The sequence below is a fragment of the Pseudarthrobacter sp. Hb11 genome (assembly GCF_059383655.1).
Genome location: NZ_JBWZCM010000001.1, coordinates 173,408 through 190,063 on the forward strand (window position 1 = coordinate 173,408; position 16,656 = coordinate 190,063).

Annotated in this window: 14 protein-coding genes; 13 read left to right on the forward strand and 1 reads right to left on the reverse strand. The window is 66.6% G+C overall.

Annotated features, from left to right (window positions below; genetic code table 11):
- Positions 1-25 precede the first annotated feature (25 nt).
- On the reverse strand, positions 26-1,306 hold the full coding sequence (locus AC50X7_RS00870; protein ID WP_494977339.1) for a PrsW family intramembrane metalloprotease: 1,281 nt from the start codon (positions 1,304-1,306) through the stop codon (positions 26-28).
- Between the two features lie 178 nt (positions 1,307-1,484).
- On the opposite strand from AC50X7_RS00870, the gene pyrR reads away from it, so the two are divergent.
- The 13 genes from pyrR to AC50X7_RS00935 all read left to right on the forward strand — a co-directional run bounded on the left by pyrR (position 1,485) and on the right by AC50X7_RS00935 (position 16,636).
- Entirely contained in the window at positions 1,485-2,072 is a 588-nt protein-coding gene (gene pyrR / locus AC50X7_RS00875; RefSeq protein ID WP_159825916.1) for a bifunctional pyr operon transcriptional regulator/uracil phosphoribosyltransferase PyrR, read from the forward strand.
- Positions 2,069-3,094, forward strand: a complete 1,026-nt coding sequence (locus AC50X7_RS00880; RefSeq protein WP_494977340.1) for an aspartate carbamoyltransferase catalytic subunit — start codon at positions 2,069-2,071, stop codon at positions 3,092-3,094. The genes pyrR and AC50X7_RS00880 overlap by 4 nt, the downstream gene beginning before the upstream one ends.
- Positions 3,094-4,440, forward strand: coding sequence for a dihydroorotase (locus tag AC50X7_RS00885; RefSeq protein WP_494977341.1), 1,347 nt, complete (start codon positions 3,094-3,096; stop codon positions 4,438-4,440). Before AC50X7_RS00880 ends, AC50X7_RS00885 begins: the two co-directional genes overlap by 1 nt.
- Positions 4,440-4,961, forward strand: a complete 522-nt coding sequence (locus AC50X7_RS00890) for a PH-like domain-containing protein (RefSeq protein ID WP_494977342.1) — start codon at positions 4,440-4,442, stop codon at positions 4,959-4,961. Before AC50X7_RS00885 ends, AC50X7_RS00890 begins: the two co-directional genes overlap by 1 nt.
- Positions 4,942-6,261 carry a glutamine-hydrolyzing carbamoyl-phosphate synthase small subunit gene (gene carA, locus AC50X7_RS00895; protein ID WP_494977343.1) on the forward strand — a complete coding sequence of 440 codons (1,320 nt, stop codon included), beginning with the start codon at positions 4,942-4,944 and terminating at the stop codon, positions 6,259-6,261. The genes AC50X7_RS00890 and carA overlap by 20 nt, the downstream gene beginning before the upstream one ends.
- Positions 6,261-9,575: a carbamoyl-phosphate synthase large subunit gene (gene carB, locus AC50X7_RS00900; RefSeq protein WP_494977344.1), complete on the forward strand. Its 3,315-nt coding sequence runs from the start codon at positions 6,261-6,263 to the stop codon at positions 9,573-9,575. The genes carA and carB overlap by 1 nt, the downstream gene beginning before the upstream one ends.
- The gene (gene pyrF, locus AC50X7_RS00905; protein WP_494977345.1) at positions 9,568-10,428 is read left to right on the forward strand and encodes an orotidine-5'-phosphate decarboxylase; all 861 of its coding nucleotides are present in this window, start codon (positions 9,568-9,570) and stop codon (positions 10,426-10,428) included. The genes carB and pyrF overlap by 8 nt, the downstream gene beginning before the upstream one ends.
- Before the next feature lie 111 nt (positions 10,429-10,539).
- Positions 10,540-10,857 (forward strand): integration host factor, actinobacterial type, encoded by a 318-nt coding sequence (mihF, locus tag AC50X7_RS00910; protein ID WP_494977346.1) that lies wholly within the window; start codon positions 10,540-10,542, stop codon positions 10,855-10,857.
- A gap of 48 nt (positions 10,858-10,905) precedes the next feature.
- Positions 10,906-11,502: a guanylate kinase gene (gene gmk / locus AC50X7_RS00915; protein WP_494977347.1), complete on the forward strand. Its 597-nt coding sequence runs from the start codon at positions 10,906-10,908 to the stop codon at positions 11,500-11,502.
- Positions 11,503-11,516: 14 nt separating this feature from the next.
- Positions 11,517-11,777, forward strand: coding sequence for a DNA-directed RNA polymerase subunit omega (gene rpoZ, locus AC50X7_RS00920; RefSeq protein ID WP_003800778.1), 261 nt, complete (start codon positions 11,517-11,519; stop codon positions 11,775-11,777).
- Between the two features lie 35 nt (positions 11,778-11,812).
- The gene (gene coaBC, locus AC50X7_RS00925; RefSeq protein WP_494977348.1) at positions 11,813-13,054 is read left to right on the forward strand and encodes a bifunctional phosphopantothenoylcysteine decarboxylase/phosphopantothenate--cysteine ligase CoaBC; all 1,242 of its coding nucleotides are present in this window, start codon (positions 11,813-11,815) and stop codon (positions 13,052-13,054) included.
- Positions 13,055-13,141: 87 nt separating this feature from the next.
- Complete coding sequence (metK, locus tag AC50X7_RS00930) at positions 13,142-14,377, forward strand: methionine adenosyltransferase (protein WP_307094966.1); 1,236 nt, start codon at positions 13,142-13,144, stop codon at positions 14,375-14,377.
- A 126-nt stretch (positions 14,378-14,503) separates the two neighbouring features.
- Positions 14,504-16,636 (forward strand): primosomal protein N', encoded by a 2,133-nt coding sequence (locus AC50X7_RS00935; RefSeq protein ID WP_494977349.1) that lies wholly within the window; start codon positions 14,504-14,506, stop codon positions 16,634-16,636.
- Positions 16,637-16,656: the final 20 nt, after the last annotated feature.

Sequence of the window (16,656 nt, forward strand, 5' to 3'; positions counted from 1 at the left end):
TGGAGGCCAGCCCTTCGCAATTAACTCAGCGGGCGACGGCGGCGCGCAGGGCAAGGACCCGCTGCAGCTGCTGGCGCTCTTCGGCCTGGTGCACTTGGACGTCGCGACCACTGAGGATGCGTTGGCGGGTATTCGCCAGCTGGGTGGCCTCCTTCAGGAATTCCTTCATCTGCCGCTTTTTGCCGTAGCTGCCCGCCCAGTTCAGGGCCGTACGCCGGCCGCCCAGCGTGGCCAGCAGCTCCACTTCGGCAGGGGTGAACCACCCCGCGGCGGAATATTCGAGCAGGCGCTGGCGGGTCAGCCGTTTCTCCGCAACACGCAGGAGGATGATGCCTGCGACGGCGAGGAAGAAGATGGGAACCTGCACCAGGATGTAATCCACCAGGAAGCCCTGGCCCATGCTGTTCCAGCGGTTGTGCAGGAACATGGCAGGCAGCAGCCCCACGACGAAAGCAGCTACCGAAGCGCCTGAATGCCAGCGCCGGGCGGCGAAGCCCATAATGAGCCCGGTGGTGCCGGTGAAGATCGCGTGGGCGAAGGGGGACATTACACCGCGGAGGAAGAACACCTGGGCGAAGTCGCTGGCCGGGTCTGCCGATTCCGCGATGGCCCTGCCGAAATACAGGATGTTCTCGGTGAAGGCGAAGCCACCGGCGATGGTGAACGCAAAGACCACGCCGTCCACCGGCCCGTCGAAGTGCTTCCTGGCCAGCAGGAGCAGGAGCAGCAGCCCCAGTGATTTGGCGAACTCCTCAACAATCGGGGCCTGCACAGTGGCCATGTAGGTCTGCAGGTCGGCTCCGTCCGACAATTGGAACCCCAGCACAAAGAACGGCTGGATGAGCAGTGTGACGGCGATGGACACCGCAGCGCCCCAGGTGAAGGCGAAGTACAGGAGCCGCTTTGGCTCGGGTTCCCACTTGTCGATGACGTACACGGCCAGGAGCACCACCGACAGGGGAATGAGCGAGGCCAGGAATCCCACCATGAACCCCGCCGGTCCCGTGTTCGAGAGCAGGAATGGCACCACCAGGAACAAGCTGAGGAAGGCCAGGGCACTGCCGCCGATGGTCAGTCCCAGCAACCCGCCGCTGCGGGCCCTGCCGGCCCGGACCACCGTTCCCTGGACCTGTGGCGGCACCACGGTATCCACGGGGCGGCCCTGATGCCCCGGCGCGGACCGGTAGTTCTCCGGCAGCACGTGCCCCATCCAGCTTGGGTTGGCATCGCGGGGGAGCGGTGCGCCGGCTCCGCGATACGGATCTTCGGGTTGCCCGGACGCCGGGTAGCGGGGATGCATCGACATACCCGAAAGCCTAGGTGGCTCCCGCCAACCGTCCAAGGATCCCGGCCACGAGCCCCGGGAGTGTGACCATCAACGCGTCCTCCCGGCACGGGTCCCGCCGGGCCCGTGTGGTAATTTTGGAACGCACATGATCCTTTTTTAATTCCGTCCTGTGAGGCGGGGAAAGGGGAGACGAGCGTTGACTTCTGTCACCAGCGCACCGGTTCCAGCCAGGGTTGTCCTCAGCCAGGCGGACATAGACCGGGCCCTCACTCGTATCGCCCATGAGATCCTCGAGGCCAACAAAGGTTCCCAGGACCTAGTCCTGCTCGGCATTCCCCGCCGCGGTTACCCGCTGGCCGCGAGACTTGCCGAAAAAATTGCCGCTGCTGATCCCGGCGTGGATGCCGCCGCGATCGTTGGCCAGCTGGACGTCACAATGTTCCGCGACGACCTCTCGCACCAGGGCACGCGTCCGCCGTACCCCACCAAGCTCCCGCGAACAGGCATCGATAACAAGGTGGTTGTCCTCATAGATGATGTCCTGTACTCAGGCCGCACCATCCGTGCCGCGCTTGACGCCCTCGTCGACCTGGGCCGGCCCCGCATCGTCCGGCTTGCCGTGCTGATCGACCGCGGCCACCGCGAGCTTCCTATCCGCGCTGACCACGTAGGCAAGAACCTGCCCACGTCATCCGCGGAGAAGGTCCGGGTCCGGCTCGAGGAAACCGACACGGCCCCGGGCGGTACTCCGGTCAACGAAGTAGTCATCGAGGGCCGCTCGTGAAGCACCTGCTCTCCACTGAAGACCTCAGCCTCACCAACGCCATCCGCATCCTCGACACCGCCGAGGAGATGGCAGCCGTGGGCGACCGCGAGGTCAAGAAGCTGCCCGCCCTCCGCGGCCGCACCGTGGTCAATCTCTTTTTCGAGGACTCCACCCGCACCCGCATCTCCTTCGAAGCCGCTGCAAAGCGGCTCTCGGCGGACGTTATCAACTTCGCCGCCAAGGGCTCCTCGGTCTCCAAGGGGGAGTCCCTCAAGGACACTGCCCAGACGCTGTCCGCGATGGGTGCCGACGCCGTCGTGATCCGGCACTGGGCTTCCGGCGCTCCGCACCGGCTGGCCGCGACCGACTGGATCGACGCCGCCGTCATCAATGCCGGCGACGGCACCCACGAGCACCCCACCCAGGCGCTGCTGGATGCATTCACCATGCGCCGGCACTGGGCACGCCTGGCCGGCACCGGTTCCGAAGGTGCCGACCTGAAGGGCATGCGCGTGGCCATCGCCGGTGACGTCCTGCATTCCCGCGTGGCCCGCTCCAACGTTTGGCTCCTGCGCACCCTCGGGGCCGACGTCACCCTCGTGGCGCCGCCCACCCTGCTGCCCATCGGCGTCGAAAAGTGGCCCTGCAAGGTGAGCTACAACATGGACGAAACCATCGAGCAGGGCGTTGACGCTGTGATGATGCTCCGCGTCCAGGGTGAACGCATGAACGCCTCCTTCTTCCCCAGCACCCGGGAATACTCCCGCCGTTGGGGCTTCGACGACAACCGGCTGCGGGCGCTGGACGCACTGGGCATGAAGGACACCATCATCATGCACCCCGGCCCCATGAACCGGGGCCTCGAAATCTCGGCGGCCGCTGCCGATTCCCCCCGCTCCACCGTCCTGGCCCAGGTGCGCAACGGCGTTTCCGTGCGCATGGCCGCCCTTTACCTGCTGCTCTCCGGGGACACCCGCGAACCAGCGGCCGCCCCCGCCCTGGCTAATACCGGCACCCATTCCACCAAGGAGAGCAACTGATGGCAGGCAACACCGGTACCTATCTGATCCGCGGGGCCTCGATCCTGGGCGGCGAGCCGGCCGACCTGCTGATCCGCGACGGCGTGATCGCCGAAACCGGCACCGACCTTTCGCCTGAAGGGCAGGGCAGTGATGCCACCGTCATCGACGGAGCCGGCCTGGTGGCACTGCCGGGCATGGTGGACGTGCATACGCACCTCCGCGAGCCGGGCCGCGAGGACGCCGAAACCGTCGAAACAGGCACCCGCGCTGCGGCCCTGGGCGGCTACACCGCCGTGCATGCCATGGCCAACAGCACTCCGGTGGCCGATACCGCGGGCGTCGTGGAACAGGTGTACGCCCTGGGCCAGAAGGCCGGGTGGGTGGACGTGCGTCCCGTGGGCGCCGTGACCGTGGGGCTGGCCGGCGAGCAGCTCGCCGAGCTCGGTGCCATGGCCGATTCCCGCGCGAGGGTCCGGATGTTCTCCGACGACGGCATCTGCGTCCACGATCCCGTCCTCATGCGCAGGGCATTGGAATACGTCAAGGCGTTCGACGGCGTGGTGGCCCAGCACGCGCAGGAGCCGCGGCTGACGGCGGGCGCGCAGATGAACGAGGGCGAAGTGTCCGCGGTGCTGGGCCTCGCAGGGTGGCCGGCAGTGGCAGAGGAAAGCATCATCGCCCGCGATGTGCTGCTGGCCCAGCACGTCGGCTCACGCCTGCACGTCTGCCATGTTTCCACCGCCGGTTCGGTGGAAATCATCCGCTGGGCCAAGGAGCGCGGCATCAACGTCACGGCCGAGGTCACCCCGCACCACCTGCTGCTCACCGACGACCTGGTCCGCAGCTATGACCCCGTGTTCAAGGTCAACCCGCCGCTGCGGACCGACGCCGACGTCCAGGCCCTCCGCGCAGGCCTCGCGGACGGCACCATCGACGTCGTGGGCACAGACCACGCGCCACACCCCAGCGAGCACAAGGAATGCGAGTGGGCGCAGGCCGCCATGGGCATGACCGGGCTGGAAACGGCCTTGTCAGTCGTGCAGCACACGATGATTGAAACCGGTCTGTTTACGTGGGCCGATTTTGCCAGGGTGACCTCAGTCGCCGCAGCAACGATCGGCCGCCTCGAGGACCAGGGCCGGCCGCTTGAAGCAGGGCAGCCAGCCAACGTCATCCTCGTGGACCCGGCCGCGCGCTGGACGGTTGAGCCTTCGAAGATGGCCACAATGGGCCGGAACTCCCCGTTCAAGGGCATGGAGCTGCCCGGCAAGGTTGTTGCCACGTTCTTCAAGGGACACCCCACCGTCCTCGACGGCGCCCTGAACACCCCGTACCCGCACGCCGCTTCCGTGGGCGCCGCCTGATGGACACCCAGCTGCTTTCGCTGGTCATCACGCTGGCCCTCATCGCGGCAGCTTTCGGCCTCATCTGGATGGGCTGGCGGAACCGCCTGAAGCGCCAGGCCGACGTCGAACAGTTGCCTGCGGTGCCCGAGGCGCCGGGGGAGCCGCACGCCAGCGCCGGGGGGCAGTACGTCGCCTCTACCACCGGCGGTGACTGGCTGGACCGCATCGCGGTGCACGGGCTCGGCATCCGGACGAATGCCACGCTGGGGGTCTACCCGCACGGTGTCATTTTTGACCGTTCCGGAGCGCTGGCGCTGTACATCCCCGCCGCGTCCCTCACCGGGGTACGGCTGGACAGCGGCATGGCCGGAAAGTTCGTTGAAAAGGACGGCCTCCTGGTCCTTTCATGGGTCCACGGCAGCCACGAGCTGGACACCGGCTTCCGGACCCGCCGCGCGGAGGACAGGAACGTTGTTTTCGCAGCACTTCAGGAATTGATTTCTTCGGCCCCCGCGGCTGATGCCAATAGTGGAAAGTAAAACAGTGACAACAAATACAGCAGTAACAGCCCCAGTTTCCGCTCCTGTATCAGCTCCCGCTGCGCTGGTGCTCGAAGACGGCCGCATCTTCCGCGGACGCAGCTACGGCGCCACTGGAACGGCCCTGGGCGAAGCAGTCTTCGCCACCGGCATGACCGGCTACCAGGAAACCATCACGGACCCGTCCTACGCCCGCCAGCTGGTGGTCCAGACGGCACCGCACATCGGGAACACCGGCGTGAACAATGAGGACGCCGAGTCCCGCCGCATCTGGGTGGCCGGTTACATCGTCCGCGACGCCGCCCGCCGCCCCTCCAACTGGCGCTCTGAGCGTTCGCTGGACGAGGAACTGGTGGAGCAGGGCATCGTGGGCATCCAGGGTGTGGACACCCGCGCCATCACCCGCCACCTGCGCGAGCACAAGACCATGCGCGCCGGCATCTTCTCGGGCGAGGCCGCCCAGGCCACGGACAAGGAACTTATCGACGCCGTGCTGGACAGCGCCCCGATGGAGGGCGCCCGGCTGGCCGAGGAAGTCAGCGTTGACGAGGCCTACGTTGTTGAACCGAAGGACCACGGCTGGGACGGGGACGCCCGCTTCAGCATCGCCGCCGTCGACCTCGGCATTAAGGCGATGACTCCGGTCCGGTTCGCCGAGCGCGGCGTCCGCGTCCACGTGCTCCCCGCCACCGCCACCCTGGAAGACGTCAAGGCCGTCAACCCGGACGGCTTTTTTATGTCCAACGGCCCCGGCGACCCCGCCACCGCTGACGCCCAGGTCAACCTGCTCCGTTCCGTCCTGGACGAAAAGCTGCCCTACTTCGGCATCTGCTTCGGCAACCAGATCCTGGGCCGCGCTTTGGGCTTTGGCACCTACAAGCTGCGCTACGGCCACCGCGGCATCAACCAGCCCGTGATGGACCGCCGCACCGGCAAGGTGGAAATCACCTCCCAGAACCACGGCTTCGCGGTGGATGCCCCGCTCGACGGCGCCACCCGGGCCCCCGAGGAACGCTACGGGCGCGTCGAGGTCAGCCACGTCAGCCTGAACGACGACGTCGTGGAAGGCCTCGCTTGCCTGGACATTCCCGCTTTCTCCGTCCAGTACCACCCTGAGGCAGCAGCGGGCCCGCACGACGCCGCCTACCTGTTCGACCGCTTCATCGACCTGATGGAAGGTACGCGGGACGGCAGGACCGCGAATCTGTCCAAGGACCCGGTCGACTCCGCGCATCCCGCGCAAGCGGACAACAACAGCGCGGACCACAAAAACGACAACAAGACTGAGGACAAGAAGTAATGCCGAAACGTACAGATCTCAAGAGCGTCCTCGTCATTGGTTCCGGCCCGATCGTCATCGGCCAGGCCGCCGAATTCGACTACTCCGGTACGCAGGCGCTGCGCGTCCTCAAGGAGGAGGGCCTGCGGGTCATCCTGGTGAACTCGAACCCGGCCACCATCATGACCGACCCCGAGTTCGCCGACGCCACCTACATCGAGCCCATCACCCCCGAGGTGGTGGAGAAGATCATCGCGAAGGAACGCCCGGACGCGGTCCTGCCCACCCTGGGCGGCCAGACCGCACTGAACACGGCCATCGCCCTGGACAAGAACGGTGTACTCGAGAAGTACAACGTGGAGCTTATCGGCGCCAACATCGCCGCCATCGAACTCGGCGAGGACCGCGAAAAGTTCAAGGGCGTGGTGGAGCGCTGCGGCGCCGAGTCCGCGCGCAGCCACATCATCCACACCATGGATGAGGCCCTCAAGGCCGCTGTTGACCTGGGCTATCCGATGGTGGTCCGCCCCTCCTTCACCATGGGTGGCCTGGGCTCCGGCCTCGCCTACAACGAGGACGACCTCCGCCGCATCGTGGGCCAGGGCCTGCAGTACAGCCCCACCAGCGAGGTGCTGCTCGAAGAGAGCATCCTCGGCTGGAAGGAATACGAGCTCGAGATGATGCGGGACAAGAACGACAACGTCGTGGTGGTCTGTTCCATCGAGAACTTCGACCCGGTAGGCGTCCACACGGGCGATTCCATCACGGTGGCTCCGGCCCTCACCCTTACGGACCGTGAATACCAGCGGCTGCGCGACATCTCCATCGCCGTCATCCGTGAAGTGGGCGTGGACACCGGCGGCTGCAACATCCAGTTCGCCATCGATCCTGCCACCGGCCGTGTGGTGGTCATCGAGATGAACCCGCGCGTGTCCCGCTCCTCGGCGCTGGCGTCCAAGGCCACCGGCTTCGCCATCGCCAAGATCGCCACCAAGCTTTCCCTTGGCTACACGCTGGACGAGATCCCCAACGACATCACGCAGAAGACCCCGGCGTCCTTTGAACCGACGCTCGACTATGTTGTGGTGAAGGTCCCGCGCTTCGCGTTCGAGAAGTTCCCGGCGGCGGACAACACCCTGACCACCACCATGAAGTCGGTGGGCGAGGCCATGGCCATGGGCCGCAACTTCACCGAGGCGCTGCAGAAGGCGCTGCGGTCGCTGGAGCAGAAGGGCTCCCAGCTGGACTTCAGTTCCGTTCCTGAATGGGAAGTGGCTGAGCTGATCGAGAAGGCCAAGCGCCCGACGACGGACCGGCTGCACCAGGTCCAGCGCGCCCTCCTGGGTGGCGCCAGCGTGGAGGACCTCTTCGAGGCCACCAAGATCGACCCCTGGTTCCTTGACCAGCTCCAGCTGCTCAACGAGATCTCCCGCGAGATCCGCCAGGCCGGAGCGCTCACGGCAGACATGCTCCAGCGCGCCAAGCGCCACGGCTTCTCCGACGAGCAGATCGGCGCTCTGACGCACAACTCGGAGGCCGTGGTCCGCGGCGTCCGGCAGGCGCTGGGCATCCGCCCTGTCTACAAGACCGTGGACACCTGCGCCGCGGAATTCGCCGCCTACACGCCGTACCACTACTCCGCCTACGACGAGGAGGACGAGGTGGCGCTGCACTCCAAGCCGTCCATCATCATCCTCGGCTCCGGCCCCAACCGCATCGGCCAAGGCATCGAGTTCGACTACTCCTGCGTCCACGCCTCCATGGCACTGCGCAAGGCCGGCTACGAGACGGTGATGGTCAACTGCAACCCTGAGACCGTCTCCACGGACTACGACATCTCCACCCGCCTGTACTTCGAGCCGCTGACGCTCGAGGACGTGCTGGAAGTCATTGCGGCGGAGGAACGCACCGGCGGCGTGATGGGCGTTTTCGTCCAGCTCGGCGGCCAGACCCCCCTCAAGCTGGCGCAGCAGCTGGCGGACGCTGGCGTGCCCATCCTCGGCACCTCCCCGGAAGCCATCGACCTCGCCGAGCACCGCGGCGCGTTCTCCCGGGTCCTCGACAAGGCCGGCCTGATTTCCCCGAAGAACGGCACCGCCGTGTCCTTCGAGGACGCCAAGAAGATCGCCGACGAAATCGGCTACCCCGTCCTGGTCCGCCCGTCCTACGTGCTGGGCGGCCGCGGCATGGAAATCGTCTACGACGAGCCCAACCTGTCCCGCTACATCGCCAACGCCACCGAAATTACCCCGGACCACCCGGTGCTGATCGACCGCTTCCTGGAGGACGCCGTCGAAATCGACGTCGACGCGCTCTTCGACGGCACGGACATGTACCTCGGCGGCATCATGGAGCACATCGAGGAAGCCGGCATCCACTCGGGCGACTCCGCGTGCGTCCTGCCCCCCATCACCCTGGGCGCGAACGTCCTCGAGCGGGTCCGCACGGCAACCCGGGCCATCGCCGAAGGCGTGGGCGTCCGGGGTCTGATCAACATCCAGTTCGCCCTGGCCTCCGACGTGCTGTACGTCCTCGAAGCCAATCCCCGTGCTTCCCGGACGGTGCCATTTGTATCCAAGGCCACCGGCGTGCAGATGGCGAAGGCGGCTGCCCTGATCGGCACCGGCGTGACCATCGGCCAACTCCGCAGCGCCTACAAGATGCTTCCCGAGGCGGGCGACGGCTCCACCCTGCCCCTGGATGCCCCGGTGTCCGTCAAGGAGGCAGTCCTGCCGTTCAGCCGCTTCCGCACCCTTGAAGGCAAGGTTGTTGACTCCCTGCTCGGACCGGAAATGCGCTCCACCGGTGAAGTCATGGGCATCGACAAGCACTTCGACACCGCGTTCGCCAAGAGCCAGGCGGCGGCCAACAACGCCCTGCCCACCGAAGGAAAGATTTTCGTTTCCGTGGCCAACCGCGACAAGCGCTCGGTGATCATGGGCGTCAAGCGGCTCTCGGATCTCGGCTTCGAGATCGTCTCCACCGGCGGTACTGCCGATGTCCTGCGCCGCAACGGCATCCAGGCCACGCCGGTCCGCAAGGTGGCAGAAGGCAGCAGCGCCGAAGGTGAAGGCACCATCGCCGACCTCGTGATCGCAGGCGAGATCGATATGGTCTTCAACACGCCCTCCGGCGGCGAAGCCCGCAGCGACGGCTACGAACTCCGTGCCGCTGCCACGTCGATCGGCATCCCCTGCATCACCACGGTGGCCGAATTCAACGCCGCTGTCCAGGCGATCGAGGCCATGCGAACCTACGAATGGTCCGTCACCAGCCTGCAGGAGCACGCCGCTGCCCTGGCCGAGTCCCAGAAGGCGGCCCTGCAGCATGCCTGACCAGGTATCAGGCGCCGGCCGGGAGTCCTTTGGCTCCCGGCTTGGCGCCGCCATGGCCGCCCGTGGCCCCTTGTGCGTGGGCATTGACCCGCACCCGTCCCTGCTGGCCAGCTGGGGATTGAATGACGACGTCGACGGCCTGCGCGCGTTTTCCCTGACAGTCCTCGACGCGGTGGCTTCCCTCGCTGCCGCCGTCAAGCCGCAGGTGGCGCTTTACGAGCGCCACGGCTCTGCCGGAATGGCTGTCCTGGAGGAAGTCCTTGCCATCGCCCGTGACGAAGGTGTGCTCACCATTGCCGACGCAAAGCGCGGGGACATCGGATCCACCATGGCAGCCTACGCCGATGCCTGGCTCCGAGACGGCTCGCCACTGGCGGCTGACTCGGTGACGCTCAGCCCTTATCTTGGCTTTGAATCGCTGCGCCCCGCCTTGGACCTCGCGGCCGAAACCGGGCGCGGCGTCTTTGTCCTCGCCCTGACGTCCAACCCGGAGGGTGCCTCGGTCCAGCACGTTGGGGGAGCGGACTCGGTAGCGCGACGGATCGCCCTCGCGGCCGGCGGCGAAAACCGGCGCTACCCGGGCGGGCTCGGTTCAGTTGGCCTCGTGGTCGGTGCAACCGTTGGCTCTGCCCTCGCGGACCTCGATGTGGACCTCGCCGCCATGCGCGGGCCGATCCTGGCGCCGGGACTGGGAGCGCAGGGCGCCACGCCGGCCCATCTGCGCGCCACCTTCGGCAGCGCCTACCCGCAGGTGCTGGGAACTTCCAGCAGGGAGATCCTTTCCGCCGGCCCGCAGCCGCAGGCATTGCGGGAGGCCGCCCAGCGCACGCTTGACGGGTTGCGGGTCGAATAGCTGCCGTTTCCCTCCGATGCATTGATTCGGGCAGCACCAAAGGGTAGTTTCAGGACATGTCCAACGGCGGCCGCCCTGGACGTAACCACCCAGATCCGGGGGTGTCCCACCATGGTGCTGCGACCCTTATCCGCATCGGAACGAACTGATGCCTTGAACAAGGCGGCGGCAGCCAGGGCAACACGGGCGGCGGCGAAGGAAAGCCTCAAGAACGGTGCGCGGACCGCAGCCGACATCATCAATGCCGCCGTGGAGGACGAAGCCATGGCGCGGATGAAAGTTTCTGAGCTGTTGGAGGCGCTTCCGGGCGTTGGCAAGGTCCGGGCCGCCGCCATCATGAAGCAGCTGGGTATTGCGGCGTCCCGCAGGCTCCGCGGCCTGGGCGTCCACCAGCGCCGGGCGCTGGTAGATTTTATAGACGAAAACTAGCGCGGATACCTCCGGCGCTTTCCCCGAACTCCGGCACCAAAGGAATACGTGAGTAAAAAACCTGGACTGACAGTCCTCGCTGGTCCGACGGCTGTTGGCAAAGGCACCGTGTCCACCTTCATCCGGGACAACTACCCCGAGGTCTGGCTGTCCGTCTCAGCCACCACCCGCGCACCCCGGCCGGGCGAAGTTGACGGCGTCCACTACTTCTTTAAGGCCAAGGAGGACTTCGAGCGGCTCGTCGCCGAGGGCGAGTTCCTGGAGTGGGCAGTAGTGCACGGCCAGAACACCTACGGAACGCTGAAGAGCACCGTGAACCAGGCCATCGCCGAAGGCCGGTCTGTGCTGCTGGAGATCGACCTGCAGGGCGCGCGCCAGGTCAAGGCAGCCGTTCCGGACGCCCAGTTTGTCTTCCTCGCGCCGCCGAGCTGGGACGAAATGGTCCGCCGGCTGGTGGGCCGCGGCACGGAAACACCCGAGGAACAGCAGCGCCGGCTGGAAACCGCTAAACTGGAGCTTGCTGCTGAACCGGAGTTCGACCATACCGTCATCAATGACGACGTTCGCCGGGCAGCGGACGAGCTAGTTTCACTCATGGGGCTGACCCCGCATCCGCACGGAGCGCCGGAACGGTCAGCCCGCTAATATTTGGAGAATTCGTGTCCACGAACCTTGAAGGCATCATCAACCCGCCGATCGACTCGCTGCTCGAAGCAGCAGATTCCAAGTACGGCCTGGTGATCTTTGGTGCCAAGCGTGCTCGTCAGATCAACGCTTACTACGCCCAGCTGCACGAGGGCCTGTTCGAATACGTCGGCCCGCTGGTAGACACCAAGCTGAACGAGAAGTCGCTCTCGATCGCACTGCGCGAGATCAACGAAGGCAAGCTGGTTTCCACGCCGATCGAAGCTGCAGAGTAAGACCTGCCGCCTGACGTGCAGTTGACGGAGGTCACGTGCGCATAGTCCTCGGAGTCGGGGGAGGGATAGCCGCCTACAAGGTGGCATCGCTCCTCCGGCTTTTTACTGAAGCCGGCCATCACGTCACAGTGATCCCCACCGAGGCGGCCACCCGCTTCGTCGGCACCGCCACGTGGGAGGCGCTGTCCGGAAATCCGGTCAGCAACAGCGTTTTCGACGACGTCCACCAGGTCAATCACGTCCGCCTGGGCCACGAAGCCGACCTGGTGGTCATCGCCCCGGCCACCGCTGACCTTCTGGCCAAGGCAGCCACGGGGCAGGCCGGCGACCTCCTCACCAACACCCTTCTGATGGCGCACGGCCCTGTGCTGTTCGCCCCGGCAATGCACACCGAGATGTGGCAGCACGCTGCCACCCAGGCCAATGTGGAAACACTGCGGAGCCGCGGCGTTGCCGTCCTGGAGCCGGCAACCGGCAGGCTGACGGGCTCTGATTCCGGCCCGGGCAGGCTGCCCGAGCCTGAGGTGATTTTCGAGGCCGCCATGGCCCTGGTCCAGGGCCAGTCGGACTACCAGCTGCCTCTGGCCGGACGGACCGTCACCATCAGCGCAGGCGGAACCCGTGAGCCCCTGGACCCGGTACGGTTCCTTGGCAACCGGTCCTCCGGCAAACAGGGAGTGGCGCTTGCCGTCGCCGCCCGGAACGCCGGCGCCACCGTCCGCCTGCTTGCGGCGCATATGGAAGTTCCGGCGCCGGCGGGCGTGGAAGTGGTCCCCGTGGAGACTGCCCTGCAACTGCGGGAGGCAGCGCTGGCAGCGGCGGCCGATTCCGACGTCGTGATTATGTCTGCCGCAGTGGCCGACTTCCGCCCCGCAGAGGTCTCGGACACCAAAATCAAAAAGCGCGATGACAGCGCCGACCCCGTCATCACGCTGGTCCGCAACCCGGATATCCTGCATGAATTGGTGGAACTGCGGAAGAGCGCCGGCCACGGAAAAGGGCAGCAGCTGATCGTTGGCTTCGCAGCCGAAACAGGCGACAGCGACGGCGACGTACTGGCCTACGCCGAAGCAAAGCTGGAGCGCAAGGGCTGCGACCTGCTGGTGGTTAACCATGTGGGCGCGGACAAGGTCTTCGGGCAGGACACCAATTCCGTTGTCATCCTTTCCCGGTCCGGTGCCGAACCACAGGAGGCGGCCGGAACCAAAACGGAAGTTTCGGCGGCCATCATCAGCCGGATCGGCTTTGAACTGAATCACGTTTCGCCCCGCGCCTGAAGTGTTCCAAGCCACGTTCGCTTAGCACAGGGACATCTGCTGACGTCTCCTGCGGGGAGGACGGATCCCAACCAGTAAGGTAGTTGAGTGACTTTACCGCTGCATCTTCCCCAGTCCCACGCGGCCACGCCCTCCGCGCTCCGGCTCTTCACCTCCGAGTCGGTCACCGAAGGCCACCCGGATAAGATCTGCGACCAGATCAGTGACGCCATCCTTGACGCCCTGCTGGACAAGGACCCGGAATCGCGCGTCGCTGTGGAGACCATGGCCACCACCGGCCTGGTTCACGTGGCCGGTGAGGTCACCACTGACGCCTACGTCGAAATCCCGCAAATCGTGCGCGAGACAATCCTGGGCATCGGCTACGATTCCTCGGCCAACGGATTCGATGGCGCCCGCTGCGGCGTCTCCGTGTCCATCGGTCAGCAGTCCAACGACATCGCCGGCGGAGTCTTCAACTCCCTTGAGGCCCGCGAAGGACGCCAGGAGGACGACTATGACCTCCAGGGCGCCGGGGACCAGGGCCTGATGTTCGGCTACGCGAGTGACGAAACACCCTCCTACATGCCGACGCCGATCTGGCTGGCGCACCGCCTCTCGGAGCGGCTCACCGAGGTCCGCAAGTCGGGAGAGCTTGCTTACCTCCGCCCGGACGGCAAGACCCAGGTAACCGTCGGCTATGACAAGGACCTGCCGGTCTCCGTCGAAACCGTGGTCATCTCCAGCCAGCATGCCGAAGGCGCAAGCCTCGAACAGCTCCGCGCAGACCTCGCCGCCATCGTCATTGAGCCGGTTCTGGCAGGTGCCAACCTGGACATCTCCCGCGCTGCGAACATCCTGAACCCGGCTGGTGAATTTGTAATCGGCGGTCCTGTTGGCGACGCCGGCCTGACCGGGCGGAAGATCATCGTTGACACTTACGGCGGCATGGCCCGCCACGGCGGCGGCGCCTTCTCCGGCAAGGACCCGTCCAAGGTGGACCGCTCTGCGGCTTACGCCATGCGGTGGGTTGCTAAAAACGTTGTTGCCGCCGGCCTGGCCAAGCGCGCCGAGATTCAGATCGCCTACGCCATCGGCCAGGCACGCCCCGTGGGTACCTACGTGGAGACGTTCGGCACCGAAACGGTTGACCCGGCCCGCATCAGCGCCGCCATCGCCGAAATCTTCGACCTCCGCCCCCGCGCCATCATCGACGCCCTGGACCTGAAACGGCCCATCTACGCCAAGACAGCCGCCCACGGCCACTTCGGCCGTGATGATCCGGACTTCACCTGGGAGCGCCTGGACCGTGTTGACGACCTGAAGGCGTTCTTCAACGCCTAAAGGGCCGGCGTCCGGCCCCTGCAAAAATGCCGGGACCTGCAGAAATGCCCGTACTGGGTGGAATGTCGGTGCCGGGTGTTTTACTTGCCAGGACCCGCCCGGTGATGCTGAACGGAGGTAGCCGAAGTGGTTGCTGACAATTCCGCACAACCTGCACTGGATCTGCCGGGCGCCGTGCAGCCGTCCCTGTTGCAGGGTTTCCCGTCCCGCCACCAGCCCATAGGCCGGCAGTTCGCGGACCACCTGCCGGTGGCCAGGGTGCTCGTGGAATCCTCCCTGCCCCACCTGGACCGGCCATTCGACTACGGTGTTCCTGCCGCCCTCGATGAGGATGCGCAGCCCGGCGTCAGGGTCAAAGTGAAGTTCAAGGGCCAGGACCTCAGCGGGTTCATCATGGAACGGGCGGCGGAGTCCGAGGCCGGACACACCCTGTTGCCGCTGGCGAAAGTTGTTTCCGCGGTTCCCGTCATGGCCCCGGAGATCCGCGACCTTGTCACCGCCGTCGCCGCCCGTTACGCGGGGACCGTCAGCGACGTCCTCCGTGTTGCCGTTCCGCCGCGGGTTGCGCGGCTGGAAAAGACGTATCCGCCTTCCGCGGAGCCCGAAGCGGAAAGCCCGGCTGAACCCGCCGGCGGCGCAGCGGACCCTTCCGCGGACAGTGCGTGGACAAGCTACCGGAACGGTCCCGCCTTCCTGCGGCACCTGAAGGACGGCGGCTCGCCACGGGCGGTGTTGAACCCACTGCAGGGCTACGGCTCCGCCGGCTGGCCGCAGTTGTTGGCCCAGGCCATTGCCGCCGCCTACGGCTCCGGCCGGGGAGCCGTAGTGGTGGTGCCGGACAACCGGGACCTCGACCGGCTTGAAAATGCGGTGGTGGCTCTGTTGCCGGACCAGGCCGTAGCCCGCCTGACGGCCGAGGACGGACCCACACCCCGGTACCAGAACTTCCTGCGGGTCCTGGCCGGAACCGCCCGCATCGCCATCGGGACCCGGTCCGCTGCCTACGCTCCGGTCAAGGACTTGGGGCTCGTGGTGTGCTGGGACGACGGCGACGACCTCCACATCGAGCAGCGTGCGCCCTACGCCCACGCCCGCGAAGTCCTGCTCCTGCGCGCCGAACAGGCAGGGGCTGCCTGCCTTCTGGCCGGGCATGCCCGCAGCACGGAGGTCCAACGGCTTGTCGAGACAGGTTGGGCCCGGCCTGTCGAAGCCGACCGCACGGTGGTCCGCCGCACCGTCCCGCGCGTGGTTAATACGGCGGACAGCTTTGAGCAGGAGCGGGATCCGCTGGCCAGGATTGCACGCCTTCCGGGCGCTGCGTGGCGGGCGGCCAAGGAAGGCCTCGAGCGGGGGCCGGTCCTGGTGCAGGTGGCCCGGGCAGGCTACGCGCCGTCGCTGGTGTGTGACAGCTGCCGGGAGCCGGCACGGTGCGGTGCCTGCCAAGGTCCGTTGGCTGTGGCCGGGGCCAGCGGAACCTCCGCCCTGCCCCAATGCCGGTGGTGCTCCACCCCCGCACCGGACTGGCACTGCACGCACTGCAACGGCCGCAAGCTCCGCAGGGGCGCAACAGGCGTGATCCGCACCGCCGAGGAGCTGGGCCGGGCCTTCCCGGGTAAAACCGTCATCACGTCCTCGGGCGACCAGGTCAAGGCACACGTCACCAGCGGCAAGGCCCTGGTGGTGGCTACCGTGGGAGCCGAGCCGATAGCAGAAGGGGGATATGCCGCCGCCTTGCTGCTGGACGGGGATTCCCTGCTCCGCCGGGAGACGCTGCGGGCGGGGGAAGATACTGTGCGCCGCTGGTTCAACGCCGCGTCCCTGGTGCGGCCTGGCGCTGACGGAGGCCTCGTGGTGGTGACCGCAACGGACACTGGCGCAGTGGGCGCGCTGCTGAGATGGGATCCGGCAGGCTACGCCCTGCGTGAGCTTTCCCTCCGGGAGGAGCTGCAGCTTCCTCCGGCGGTGCGCATTGCCTCAGTCACAGGCCCACGCGACGCCGTCCAGCATTTCTCAGGTGCAGTGTCGGCGCAACTGGAACAAACCGGCTTCCTCCTCCGCACTGCCGGCCCTGCGCCTCTTATTCTCACCGGCCCGCCCTCCACCCGCCGCCCTGCGGAGGATGTCCGGACGCTCCTGTTCTTTCCTTATGGCCAGGCCGCGGCGGTGACCCGCGTCCTGCGCGCAACCCGCTCCGCGACGGCCGCAAAGCGGAGCGCGGAACCGGTGCAGGTGCGTCTGGACGGGGTGGACGTACTGTAGCGGAGCCTGCGCGCTGCTTC